The organism is Mesorhizobium sp. B2-3-11, assembly GCF_006442215.1.
GTDB classification, from domain to species: Bacteria; Pseudomonadota; Alphaproteobacteria; order Rhizobiales; family Rhizobiaceae; genus Mesorhizobium; species Mesorhizobium salmacidum.
This window is the reverse complement of sequence record NZ_VFVS01000013.1, coordinates 87252-98652: the sequence shown is the minus strand read 5'-3', so window position 1 is coordinate 98652 and position 11401 is coordinate 87252. Positions and strand designations below refer to the sequence as shown.

Here is an 11401-nt window from a genome sequence, read left to right as displayed (position 1 = left end):
AGGTGGTCGTATTCTAGCGCAATTCACGGCTCATTGCCGCGATTTCGCCGAATAGATAGGACGCGGGTTTGTCGGAAAAGGGCCAAAACACGGCATTACGAAGATTTAATGTGCACTGCACAATAGCTGTGCAGCCGGCTATCATTAAAGGCCGGAGGTCGGATGGGCTCCGAAAAATGGCCTCCGAGAGGGCAGCCTTATAATCTAGCGCAACATCGGCCAAAGCGTCGCCGCCAGCAGCGTGCCCATGGCGATGTTGAACCATTTCAGCCGCACCGGATCCGAAAGGAAACCGCGCAACGCCGTGCCGAATCCAGCCCAAGCCGAGACGCTGGGAAGGTTGACCACGGTGAAAGCCACACCAATCAGAATGACGGACAGGAATGGTCGTTCGGGATTGGTGTAAACGGCCATCGCGGTGATGGCCATCACCCAGGCCTTGGGGTTGACCCATTGGAAAGCCGCTGCATCGATGAACCGCATCGGCCGCGCATCCGTCTCGCCTTTGCCGCTGAGCGAGCGCGACATGGCGATCTTCCAGGCAAGGGAGAGCAGATAGACGGCACCGGCAATCTTCAGCCCGGTGTGCAGCGCGGGAAACGCGGTCAGCACCGCCCCCAGGCCGAGCCCGACGGCCAGGAGCAGCACAAGAAACCCGATACTGATGCCCAGCATGTGCGGCACGCTTCTGACCAGTCCAAAATTCACGCCTGATGCCAGCAGCATAAGGTTGTTCGGCCCTGGCGTGATCGAGGTCACGAAGGCGTAGACAAGCAGTGCGAGGAATGCGTCGAGGGACATGATATCCTCCCAGATACGTCAGTACTATTGTCTCTTTCCGACGGCTGCACAAAAGCCAGTGCCGACCGTTGGTCGCGCCAGTCCTCGTACAAAAATTCCGATGGGCTAAGTCGGCCTACATCCCCTGCGGGCCGCGGTTCATCGCCGCCACGCCGGTACGGCAAATCTCGACCAGGCCGAGCGGCTTCATGATGGCGATGAACTGGTCGAGCTTGGACCCCTTGCCGGTGATCTCGAAGATGAAATGCTCGGTGTTGGCGTCGATGACGCTGGCGCGGAAAGCGTCGGCCAGGCGCAGCGCCTCGACCCGGGCCTCGCCGGTGCCGGCAACCTTGACCAGCGCCAGTTCCCGCTCCAGCGGCCGCTCCTGCCCGAACTCGTGCGAACGCACGGTGAGATCGACCACGCGGTGCACCGGCACGATGCGCTCGAGCTGATGCTTGATCTGCTCCAGCACATGCGGCGTGCCGCGCGTCACGATAGTGATACGCGACAGGTGTTTTTCATGCTCGGTCTCCGAGACGGTCAGGCTCTCGATGTTGTAGCCACGCCCGGAAAACAGGCCGATGACCCGGGCGAGCACGCCCGGTTCGTTATCGACCAGCACGGAAAGCGTGTGGTTTTCCGGCCGTTCCGTTTCCTTGGCGATGAAGTAGGCGGAACCGGTGGGTTGAAGGTGCTGTGCGTTCATGACATGAATCTCAAATTCTGGATCTAATTATCTGGTTCCGCACGGCTTTTTGACAAGCCCTGCCTTGGCTCGTCGTCTACACCAGTTCCCGGCCCTTGGCGTCGATGGCATTGGCCACGGCCTCGTCGGTCGCCTCGTCGGGCAAAAGCATCTCGTTGTGCGCCTTGCCCGAAGGGATCATCGGGAAGCAGTTGGCGAGTGTCGCCACGCGGCAGTCGAACAGCACCGGTTTCCTGACCGAGATCATCTCCTTGATCGCGTCGTCGAGTTCGTCGGGCTTGTCGCAGCGAATGCCGTGGCCGCCATAGGCCTCGGCCAGCTTGACGAAGTCCGGCATCGCCTCGGTGTAGGAATGCGACAGCCGGTTGCCGTGCAGCAGCTGCTGCCACTGCCGCACCATGCCCATATACTGGTTGTTGAGGATGAAGATCTTGATCGGTGCGTCGTGCTGCACGGCGGCACTCATCTCCTGCATGGTCATCTGCACCGAGGCGTCGCCGGCGATGTCGACGACCAGTGCATCGGGATGCGCGATCTGCACGCCGAGCGCGGCCGGCAGGCCGTAACCCATCGTGCCCAGCCCGCCCGACGTCATCCAGCGGTTCGGCTTCTCGAAATGATAGTGCTGCGCCGCCCACATCTGATGCTGGCCGACCTCGGTGGTGATGTAGGTGTCCATGTTCTTGGTCAGTTCATAGAGCCGCTGGATGGCGTATTGCGGCATGATCACGTCGTTGTTCATCTTGAAGGCGAGTGAATCGCGCGCGCGCCATTTGGCGATCTGCTCCCACCAGGGATAGAGCGCCTTCTTGTCGGTCTTGGCGGTTGCCCGCCACAGCCGCACCATGTCTTCCAGCACCCGGCCGACATCGCCGATGATAGGCACTTCGGTGTGGACGTTCTTGTTGATCGAGGACGGATCGATATCGATGTGGATTTTTCGCGAATTCGGCGAGAAGGCATTCAGCCTGCCGGTGATACGGTCGTCGAAACGCGCGCCGATGCAGAGCATCACGTCGCAATCATGCATGGCCATGTTGGCTTCGTAGGTGCCGTGCATGCCCAGCATGCCCAGCCAGTTCTTGCCCGAAGCCGGATAGGCGCCGAGACCCATCAGCGTCGAGGTGATCGGGAAACCGGTGAGATCCACCAGTTCGCGCAGGAGATGGCTCGCTTCCGCGCCGGAATTGATGACGCCGCCGCCCGAATAGATGACCGGCTTCCTGGCGGTGGCCATCAGTTCGACCGCGGCCTTGATCTTGTCCAGGTCGCCCTGGACCTTCGGCTGGTAGCTGGTGCGCGGCGCGATCTGCGGCGGGACATAAAAGCCCTTGGCGAACTGCACGTCCTTCGGGATGTCGACCACGACCGGGCCGGGACGGCCGGTCGTCGCGACATGGAAGGCCTCGTGGATGGTCGCGGCGAGTTCGTTGACGTCCTTCACCAGCCAGTTGTGCTTGGTGCAGGGCCGCGTGATGCCGACCGTGTCGCATTCCTGGAACGCGTCGGAGCCGATCAGCGAAGTCGGCACCTGGCCGGTCAGGCAGACCAGCGGGATCGAGTCCATCAGCGCGTCCTGCAGCGGCGTCACCGCATTGGTGGCGCCGGGGCCTGATGTCACCAGCATGACACCGGCCTTGCCGGTCGAGCGCGCATAGCCCTCGGCGGCGTGGCCGGCGCCCTGTTCGTGCCGCACGAGAATGTGCTCGACCTCATCCTGCTGGAAAATCTCGTCGTAGATCGGGAGAACGGCGCCGCCCGGATAGCCGAAGACATGCTTGACGCCATTGTCCTTCAGCGCCTGCACCACCATTTCGGCGCCAGTCATTTCCCTACTTGCCATTTCGCGCCGCTCGTTCTGTCCATTGCTCATCGGTCTGGTCCCGTACTGTCGCCATTTGGGCGTTGCTGGTCGTTTAGTCGTGTTTCAGGCAATAAAAAAGGCCCCCGAGGGAGCCTGTGTGGTGCGCATGGGAGGTCTTCGCCCGGCGGTTACACCGCCTTGCCCACGCGCCTTCCTACGAGAATGAGTGCCGTTTTCATGGTGGCGGACCATAAAGGCGAACTCGCGGGGTCGTCAATGGGGGATGATGCGAATTCACTCGCCTGTGAGATAGGGCTTCGCTACGCGCTACCATAGTACAGTTGGGCCCATCCCATCGACACACACCACTATGCGACGCCGCCTGCCCCGGCCGCCCGACTGGCAGCGCCTCGTGCTCCATCCCCCGAGGATGAGCGCGCGTCGCCGATGGATACTCTCGTAGCCGCCGGCTGGGACATCTCCGAGGCGGCGCGGCGCCTCGGCGGCGACTGCACGACGGTGCATCGCCGCATGAAGCGGCTGCGGGTCGATGCTCCCAACTAGGCTGTAGACCCGCTCATAAACGGTCCTTGGCGCCGTTCTGCGACCTGTGACAAAACCGCAAGATCGGTCGAGCGCTTCAGGTCTGCCTGCCCATATTTGGTGCTGCCACGGAGAACGGAACGATGAAGGCGTCGCTTCAAAACTACCATGCCCGGATGCAACGCGTGCTGGATCACATCGACCAGCATTTGGACGGCAATCTGGACCTGGACGCGTTGAGCGGCATCGCGGCATTTTCCAAATACCATTTCCACCGGCAGTTCACGGCGACCTTCGGGTTGTCGGTGCATCGCTATGTCCAGCTTGCCCGTATGAAGCGTGCTTCGCACCGGCTGGCCTCGAACGAGGCCCAGAGCGTCACGGATATAGCGATGGATGCCGGTTACGATGCACCGGACGCCTTCGCCCGCGCCTTTCGGCAACGGTTCGGGCAATCGCCCTCGTCGTTCCGGAAGTCGCCCGACTGGGCACCGTGGCTTGCGGCCTTCGGGCCCTTGGACAACGCAAGGAGCAAGCTCATGCAGATTACCTATGAACAAGACGACGTCACGATCCGCGATATGCCTCCAACGCCGGTGGCGATCATGGAGCATCGAGGCGACCGCGCGACACTCGGCGACACCATCCAGCGGTTCATCACCTGGCGCAAGGCTGCTGGCCTGTCGCCCGAGACGAGCCCGACCTTCAACATCTTCCGTTCCGAGAGAATCCCCGCGGTTCCAGCCGATTACAGCATGGACCTGTGCGTCGGGACCGACCAGCCGATCGATGCCGATGACGAGCAGATGAAGGCTGGTGTGATCCCTGGCGGGCGCTGCGCGGTGTTGCGCGTCGTCCACAATACCCACAATCTGGAACCCGCCGCGCTCTACCTCTATCGCGACTGGCTCCCTGCCAGCGGCGAGGAAGCGCGTGACTTCCCGATCTATTGCCGACGACACTTTTCATTCTTCCCGAACGTGGCGGTGCATGACGTCGTCGTGGAATTGTTTCTGCCGCTAAAATAGCGCCCTGACAGGCCTGCCCCCCGATCGCAAGAAGTGGACAGGCCACGATTCATCCGAATCTCGGTCTTTATGGGCTCACGGTCTGGTGTTGCATCGACTGTGGCGTACCATGGCGCACGCAACACCGCTGCAACGGCCCGCAATACCGGAATTCGTTGGGCCGGACTGATTTCACTACGATTTCTACCGTGCAGCGTGGTTGGCATGCCCTTTGCGATGGCCTGAGGCACCATCTGGCGCCTGGAGGAGGCGCCATGAACCTGACAACTGGAGGAGAAACCATGCTCGAGAGAACACCCACAACGAAGGCGCAAGCGCTGCTCGACAAGTTTGGCAAGGCGCTGGATACCGGCGACATCGACGCGGCGGTCAACTGTTTCCAGGCGGATTGCTACTGGCGCGACCTCGTCACCTTCACCTGGAACCTGAGGACGATGGAGGGCCAGGACCAGGTCCGCGACATGCTGAAGGCAACGCTGGCTGAGACCCGGCCGAGCAACTGGAAAGTGGCCGAAGGCGAGGAGGCGACCGAGGCGGACGGCGTCACCACCGCCTGGATCACCTTCGAGACCGAGGTGGCGCGCGGTTTCGGCCTGGTGCGGTTCAAGGGCGAGCTGATCTGGACCTTGCTCACCACCATGGCCGAACTCAAGGACCATGAGGAGAAGGCGGGCTTCACCCGGCCGCTCGGCGCCAAGCACGGCCACGGCAAGGACAGGAAATCCTGGCGCGAGGAGCATGACGATGAACTCGCTGAACTCGGCCGCAGCAAGCAGCCCTATGTCGTGATCATCGGCGGCGGCCAAGGCGGCATCGCGCTCGGCGCGCGCCTGCGCCAGCTCGGCGTTTCAGCCATCATCATCGAGAAGAACGAGCGCCCCGGCGATTCCTGGCGCAAGCGCTACAAGTCGCTCTGCCTGCACGATCCGGTCTGGTACGACCATCTGCCCTATATCGATTTCCCCAAGAATTGGCCGGTCTTCGCGCCCAAGGACAAGATCGGCGACTGGCTCGAGATGTACACGAAGGTGATGGAGCTGAACTACTGGTCCTCCACCTCGGCGAAATCCGCGAAATACGACGAGAAGGCCAAGGAATGGACCGTTGTAGTCGAACGCGACGGCGAAGAGATCGTCCTCAAGCCCAAGCAGTTGGTGCTGGCACCGGCATGTCCGGCAAGGCGAACTGGCCGAAATACAAGGGCCAGGACATCTTCAAGGGCGAGCAGCAGCATTCCTCGACCCATCCCGGCCCGGACAAATACCGCGGCAAGAAGGTCGTGGTCATCGGCTCCAACAACTCCGCCCACGACATCTGCGCGGCTCTCTGGGAGGGTGGCGCCGACGTCACCATGGTGCAGCGTTCCTCCACGCACATCGTGAAGTCCGACACGCTTATGGATATCGGGCTGGGCGCGCTCTATTCGGAGCAAGCGGTCGAGAGCGGCATGACGACGCGCAAGGCCGACCTGATCTTCGCCTCCCTGCCCTACCGCATCCTGCACGAATTCCAGATCCCGCTTTACCAGCAGATGAAGGAACGCGACGCCAACTTCTACGCGGACCTGGAAAAGGCCGGCTTCCTGCTCGACTGGGGCGATGACGGCTCGGGCCTGTTCATGAAATATCTGCGCCGCGGTTCAGGCTACTATATCGATGTCGGCGCCTGCGACCTCGTCATCGACGGCTCGATCAAGCTCAAGAGCGGACCAGGCGCGGCGGTGGAGGAGCTGACGCAAACCGGGGTCAAATTCGCCGATGGAACCGAATTGCCGGCCGATCTCGTGATCTACGCCACAGGCTACGGCTCGATGAACGGCTGGGCCGCGGACCTCATTTCCCAGGAGGTGGCGGACAAGGTCGGCAAGGTCTGGGGTCTTGGCTCCGACACCGCCAAGGATCCCGGCCCCTGGGAAGGCGAGCAGCGCAACATGTGGAAGCCGACCCAGCAGGAGGCGCTGTGGTTCCATGGCGGCAACCTCCATCAGTCGCGCCACTATTCGCAATATCTGGCGCTGCAGCTGAAGGCCAGACAGGTTGGCTTGCCCACACCGGTCTACGGATTGCAGGAGGTCCATCACAAGGGATAGCCGTATCCCCGCATCACGATGGTGAGCCTTCGGCGACACCGAACGAAACGGCGGGAGTGAGCCCGCCGGGCTCACCGCTGGTCGGCGATGGCGTGAAACGCCCTCGTCAGCCAAACACTCGCGGCAGGTCTCCGGGCTACCGCATTCCGCCATCGAAGCAGAGGCACATGTCTCCTCGCGGTGACTGGTCAGGCGCGATTGGCGAAATCGTGCACGACGCGCTGCAGCAACGGCACATAGTCGCGAAACGCCCGCGTCCGCATATTGGCGACCTTGCCCCCCTCGTCCCAGATGCGAACCCGCACCGCTTCCTCATGGAACGGGTTCCTGCGGAACTCGGCCACCTCGTCGGCACTCATCGGTCCGCCCTGCAGCGACAGGGTGTGAACCGAAGCCGGCGACAGCTTGGAGAAATAGGTCGGGTCCGTGGCGCAGAGATAGCGCTTGGCGGCGACATGCAGCCGGACGCATTCGACGATGACCGGCGGGAAGAACGGCGCCAGCACCTTGCCGCCGGCCTCGTCATGGTGCTTGTCTTCGACATCGTCGGGCGAATAGGTGCCGAACTCGCTGGTGTAGTGGCCGATGTCGTGCAGCAGCGCGGCGGCCACCAGCACCTCGGGCGCTCGATCCTGTTCCGCCAGCCAAGCCCCCTGGAGCATGTGCTCGGACATCGTCACCGGCTCGCCGAGATAGGATTCGGCACCCCGGCGCTCGAAGATGTCGGCTATGAACTCGACGATGGTGTCCGTGTTCAGATCCTGGCCACTCATTCCGCGGCCTCCTTGAAGCCGTGTTCGATCGCCGCGAGCGTCGACAAAAGGCCGTCCTTGTCTGCGTAGCATCCCTGCAGCCACCGCTTGCCGGTGCCCGAAAACGCCTTGCGGGCATGCATGACGCGAGTGTTGTCGACGATGAAGGCCTGGCCGGACTCAAGCTTGAAGGTGACTTCGAAGGACGGATCCTCGATCAACTCGGCAAAGCGGCGGTAGGCGGCGTAGTAACGATCCATGTCGGCGAACGGCACATCGACGGTCGGCGCCAGCGAGCGGTTGTTGAAGCGGATGCAGATCAGTTCGCCGTCGGGTCCAAGCTCGATCATCGGCCGTTTGGACTGCAGCCGCACGCCGGATGAACCTGCGTATTCGAACCGCGCCGCATGGGAGCTCAACAGCCGAAAACCTTCGGGGTTTTCCGCTTGCAAGGCAGCGGCGACGGCAAAGCCGTCGACGACGCTGGATTCGCCACCCTCCACCGTGTTCTCGATGCAGGACAGGATCTGCAGCGTCGGCACCGGATCGCGATAGGGATTGTCGGTATGCGCCTGCAGGCCGAGATTGGTGTAGGCGAGGTTGTTCGGATTGACTTCGGCGCGCACGTCGAACCAGCGCCCGTAATTGGTTTCCCTGATATAGCCGAACAGGTCGGACACCTTGCACAGCGCCCCGGATTCGGCCGGCAGCCCGTCCATCACCGCAAAGCCATAAGTCCTTACCGCCGAAAGCCATTCGCGCAGCACACCGCGGCCATGGAAGGCCGCCGGATAGCTGGCGCGCGGCACCGAGTTCTGCATCGTCGCCCTGGTCCAGCGCTGGATGACATCGCCTGTCCAACCGGGCTGGCGTGTCTCCTCGCGATCATAGGCGTTTGCACGCAGCCAATGGGCGGGAAAGCTGACCGTCTTTCCCTCCGGTTCGAAGCTGATCTCCAGCGCCCCGGCCTTGACCGAAGCAGCGCCAATTCTCGTGCCGGCCGGAATGTCGAGGATGGTGACGAGCCGCTGGCCATTGCCGGCGCTGCGCGTCTTGTCGTCCAGCGCATTGTCACGCAGCCAGATGGCGTGAAAGCGGGTGCGCCTTCCGTCCTGCCAGCCAAGTTCGATCGTTCTGCCTTCGTCGCCGATCAGCGCGTGGGTCAACATGGAGATCAGGTCCTGTGTCTATCCGCCCACGGCCAGATCCGGGGCTTCGATTGCATGTTGAGCGGACCCCAGGCATAACTCAAATTATCATTTTTTAGCCAAAGGCCGAAATTTCGTAATGGCTCGGAAACGACTCCCCACGTTGCCTCCACTCGACTGGCTGCGCAGTTTCGAGGCTGCGGCACGGCTGTCGAATTTCACCGCGGCGGCAGCCGAACTCGGCCTGACCCAAGCGGCCGTCAGCCAGCATATCCGGCTGCTCGACGAACGGCTGAAGACGCGGCTGTTCTCGCGGCTGGCGCGTGGAGTCGCGCTATCGCCCGAGGGCGCCGCCTACCTGCCGCACATCCAGTCGGCCTTCGCCACCATTGGCAGCAGCACCACGGAATTGTTCGAACCGCGCGCCGTCCGGACCGTCTCCAGCCGGGTGCCGATCTCGTTTGCCTTGCTGGCATTGGTCCCGGCGCTGCCGGAGCTCGCCGAGGCGCTGCCGCGCGTCCAGCTCGATCTGGTGACGATCCACCGGCCGACCGACTACGATCTGCCGGGCTCGGCGCTCGACATCCGTTTCGGCAACGGATCCTTTCCTGGTCGCGAGGCCGAGAGGCTGACCGCCGAGCGGCTTGTGCCGGTGGCAAGTCCGGCCCTCGCCAGTGCCGCCGATTGGACATCGCTGCCGCTGCTTCTCGTGGCCGGCGCGCGCGAGATGTGGTCGGAATGGTTCGCGGCGGCCGGATTGGCCGGCCATTCCCAGCGGTCGCATCGTTTCGACAGTTTCGTCGCCGCCATGGAGGCGGCAAGAGCCGGCGCCGGCGTGCTGCTGGGGTCCCGTCCTTTGATCGACGCGGCGCTCGACGACGGGGCGCTGGTCCCGCTTTCCGATTTTGAGCTCCCCAGCACGTCGGGGCATTTTCTGACCAGGCCGTCGACCGCGCATCTGACCAGTGCCGAGCAGGATTTCCGCCACTGGCTGCTAAAGCGCCTTGCCGGAGAAGCCCGGACCTGACTGGCGCTACGGCGACGCTGTGCCGATACGCTTCCAGTAGATTAGCGTGCCCGTCAGCCCGCCATGCGGCTTCAGCGCATAATCCGGTACCTCGCCGGCCAGGGTGAAGCCGAGCTTCTCATAAAGTCCTGAAGCACCATCCTCCGTCGCCGTGTCCAGAACCAGCAGCGTGCGTCCCTTCTCCGCCGCGAGGTGTTCGGCGGCCCGCATCAGGCGTGTCCCGACACCCCTGCCCCGTTGCTCGGCTGATGTCATCAGCTTGGCAATCTCGGCCCGATGCGGCTGGTTGGGAGGACAGTCGAGCAGCAGCGTGACAGTGCCGACCAGAGCCCCGCCGTCCCATGCCCCAAGCACCACTCTTTGCCCTCGTGCCGCCGCGGCCAGCGACGTCTCCCAGAATGCCCTTGCCGCCTCCGGCGCCAGCGGATGCATGAAACTGACCGATCCGCCGGCGGCAACCGTTTCGACCAGCAGATCCGTCAGCAGTGCGAGTGTTTCCTGGCTGGCGGTCAACGGCCCGATCTCTATGGCATTCATAGCTGGTCCTCTGGAAGCGATTGCTGGTATCGATAGCGCTGGTCAGTCGAGATGGCTGGCACGCCGCCGCTTGCGTGCGGCCTTGATGGCGCTGATGCGTTCGGTGTCCTCTTCCCTGAGATGCCGACCGCGCTCAAGGATTTCGAGCGTGTATTCCTCATAGGTCAGGCCCAGCCGTTCAGCCTTGTCCATGCGCATCAGCATCACTTCGCGGCTCGGCGCCTTCCATGCCTTGGCGTGCGCCGTCTGCCAGGCCAGGAAGATGTAAGGATCGCCCTTGCCCCATGGCGGCCCCTTGTAGTCGTCAAGCGGCGGCCCCCCATTATGGGAGCGCTTTGGCCGTCTTGCCATGATGTCAGCCCTTGACCAGAGCGACGAGATAGTCGGCGCCCGGTCCCAGCGCATGGAAGGTGCAGTCCGACGGTGCCCCGAGCGCCAGGCAGTCGCCCGGCTCGAGCCTGTGCACCTGATCGCCTTCGGTGAATTCGAGTTGTCCCGAGATCAGCCAGATCTGCTGCTTGATGAAAGCATAGGAAGCCGCGGGCAAGCTGACCTTCGCGCCCGCGGGCAGATGGACCTTGATCAGTTCGAGCGGCATGTCGCAGGCCGGCGACAGATGCCGCCTGACATAGCCTGTATCGGGATCGCGCCACACCGGCTGGTCGGCCGCGCGCAGCAGCCCGCCGCCTTGCAATTCCGCGCGCGCGATAAGGGTCGACAGCGTCATGCCGAAGGCCGCCGCAATGCGCACCAGAAGCGCGGCCGTCGGGCTGGTCATTCCGCGCTCGATCGTGCTCAGCATCGCCTTGGAAACGCCCGACCGTTCTGCGAGTTCGGCCAGCGACCAATCCCGCATGATCCTCTCGGCATGAATGCGCCTGCCGATGGTCGAGGAAATATCGTTCGCTATATCATCCATTCGTCCATTATAACGAAACAAAAAACGCGAGTGAAGAGCCATCTCACGATAATTTTTACGAG

Annotated in this window: 11 protein-coding genes and 1 pseudogene; 4 read left to right on the top strand and 8 right to left on the bottom strand. The window is 62.8% G+C overall.

Annotated elements, in window-relative coordinates; translation table 11 throughout:
- Positions 1-204: 204 nt before the first annotated feature.
- The 3 genes from FJ960_RS18620 to FJ960_RS18610 all read right to left on the bottom strand — a co-directional run bounded on the left by FJ960_RS18620 (position 205) and on the right by FJ960_RS18610 (position 3365).
- Positions 205-801: a LysE family translocator gene (locus FJ960_RS18620; protein WP_140715929.1), complete on the bottom strand. Its 597-nt coding sequence runs from the start codon at positions 799-801 to the stop codon at positions 205-207.
- A 115-nt stretch (positions 802-916) separates the two neighbouring features.
- A complete protein-coding gene (gene ilvN, locus FJ960_RS18615) occupies positions 917-1492 on the bottom strand; it encodes an acetolactate synthase small subunit (protein WP_013894763.1) in 576 nt (191 codons plus the stop codon).
- 76 nt (positions 1493-1568) lie between these two features.
- Positions 1569-3365, bottom strand: coding sequence for an acetolactate synthase 3 large subunit (locus FJ960_RS18610; RefSeq protein WP_140502505.1), 1797 nt, complete (start codon positions 3363-3365; stop codon positions 1569-1571).
- Between the two features lie 378 nt (positions 3366-3743).
- On the opposite strand from FJ960_RS18610, the gene FJ960_RS18605 reads away from it, so the two are divergent.
- From FJ960_RS18605 to FJ960_RS18595, 3 genes and pseudogenes are all read left to right on the top strand, one after another.
- Positions 3744-3860 (top strand): helix-turn-helix domain-containing protein, encoded by a 117-nt coding sequence (locus FJ960_RS18605; RefSeq protein WP_140715927.1) that lies wholly within the window; start codon positions 3744-3746, stop codon positions 3858-3860.
- A gap of 122 nt (positions 3861-3982) precedes the next feature.
- Positions 3983-4867, top strand: a complete 885-nt coding sequence (locus tag FJ960_RS18600; protein WP_140715925.1) for an AraC family transcriptional regulator — start codon at positions 3983-3985, stop codon at positions 4865-4867.
- 281 nt (positions 4868-5148) lie between these two features.
- Positions 5149-6956, top strand: a pseudogene (locus tag FJ960_RS18595) (NAD(P)/FAD-dependent oxidoreductase).
- A 188-nt stretch (positions 6957-7144) separates the two neighbouring features.
- On the opposite strand, the gene FJ960_RS18590 reads toward FJ960_RS18595, so the two are convergent.
- Together FJ960_RS18590 and FJ960_RS18585 are read right to left on the bottom strand one after the other, a co-directional pair.
- Positions 7145-7729, bottom strand: a complete 585-nt coding sequence (locus FJ960_RS18590; RefSeq protein ID WP_140715923.1) for an HD domain-containing protein — start codon at positions 7727-7729, stop codon at positions 7145-7147.
- On the bottom strand, positions 7726-8877 hold the full coding sequence (locus tag FJ960_RS18585; RefSeq protein WP_140715920.1) for a gamma-butyrobetaine dioxygenase: 1152 nt from the start codon (positions 8875-8877) through the stop codon (positions 7726-7728). Before FJ960_RS18585 ends, FJ960_RS18590 begins: the two co-directional genes overlap by 4 nt.
- Before the next feature lie 118 nt (positions 8878-8995).
- On the opposite strand from FJ960_RS18585, the gene FJ960_RS18580 reads away from it, so the two are divergent.
- Positions 8996-9883 carry a LysR substrate-binding domain-containing protein gene (locus tag FJ960_RS18580; RefSeq protein ID WP_140715917.1) on the top strand — a complete coding sequence of 296 codons (888 nt, stop codon included), beginning with the start codon at positions 8996-8998 and terminating at the stop codon, positions 9881-9883.
- Between the two features lie 6 nt (positions 9884-9889).
- On the opposite strand, the gene FJ960_RS18575 is transcribed toward FJ960_RS18580, so the two are convergent.
- Genes FJ960_RS18575 through FJ960_RS18565 form a run of 3 tightly spaced genes read right to left on the bottom strand, consistent with a single transcriptional unit; the run spans position 9890 to position 11339 of the window.
- Positions 9890-10420 (bottom strand): GNAT family N-acetyltransferase, encoded by a 531-nt coding sequence (locus FJ960_RS18575; protein WP_140715915.1) that lies wholly within the window; start codon positions 10418-10420, stop codon positions 9890-9892.
- 42 nt (positions 10421-10462) lie between these two features.
- Positions 10463-10771 (bottom strand): hypothetical protein, encoded by a 309-nt coding sequence (locus tag FJ960_RS18570; protein WP_140715913.1) that lies wholly within the window; start codon positions 10769-10771, stop codon positions 10463-10465.
- 4 nt (positions 10772-10775) lie between these two features.
- The gene (locus tag FJ960_RS18565) at positions 10776-11339 is read right to left on the bottom strand and encodes an XRE family transcriptional regulator (protein WP_140715911.1); all 564 of its coding nucleotides are present in this window, start codon (positions 11337-11339) and stop codon (positions 10776-10778) included.
- Positions 11340-11401: the final 62 nt, after the last annotated feature.

Coding starts and splice junctions, on each gene's coding strand:
- FJ960_RS18620 (WP_140715929.1), bottom strand. CDS start 801: ATGTCCCTCGACGCATTCCTCGCACTGCTTGTCTACGCCTTCGTGACC.
- ilvN (WP_013894763.1), bottom strand. CDS start 1,492: ATGAACGCACAGCACCTTCAACCCACCGGTTCCGCCTACTTCATCGCC.
- FJ960_RS18610 (WP_140502505.1), bottom strand. CDS start 3,365: ATGAGCAATGGACAGAACGAGCGGCGCGAAATGGCAAGTAGGGAAATG.
- FJ960_RS18605 (WP_140715927.1), top strand. CDS start 3,744: ATGGATACTCTCGTAGCCGCCGGCTGGGACATCTCCGAGGCGGCGCGG.
- FJ960_RS18600 (WP_140715925.1), top strand. CDS start 3,983: ATGAAGGCGTCGCTTCAAAACTACCATGCCCGGATGCAACGCGTGCTG.
- FJ960_RS18590 (WP_140715923.1), bottom strand. CDS start 7,729: ATGAGTGGCCAGGATCTGAACACGGACACCATCGTCGAGTTCATAGCC.
- FJ960_RS18585 (WP_140715920.1), bottom strand. CDS start 8,877: ATGTTGACCCACGCGCTGATCGGCGACGAAGGCAGAACGATCGAACTT.
- FJ960_RS18580 (WP_140715917.1), top strand. CDS start 8,996: ATGGCTCGGAAACGACTCCCCACGTTGCCTCCACTCGACTGGCTGCGC.
- FJ960_RS18575 (WP_140715915.1), bottom strand. CDS start 10,420: ATGAATGCCATAGAGATCGGGCCGTTGACCGCCAGCCAGGAAACACTC.
- FJ960_RS18570 (WP_140715913.1), bottom strand. CDS start 10,771: ATGGCAAGACGGCCAAAGCGCTCCCATAATGGGGGGCCGCCGCTTGAC.
- FJ960_RS18565 (WP_140715911.1), bottom strand. CDS start 11,339: ATGGATGATATAGCGAACGATATTTCCTCGACCATCGGCAGGCGCATT.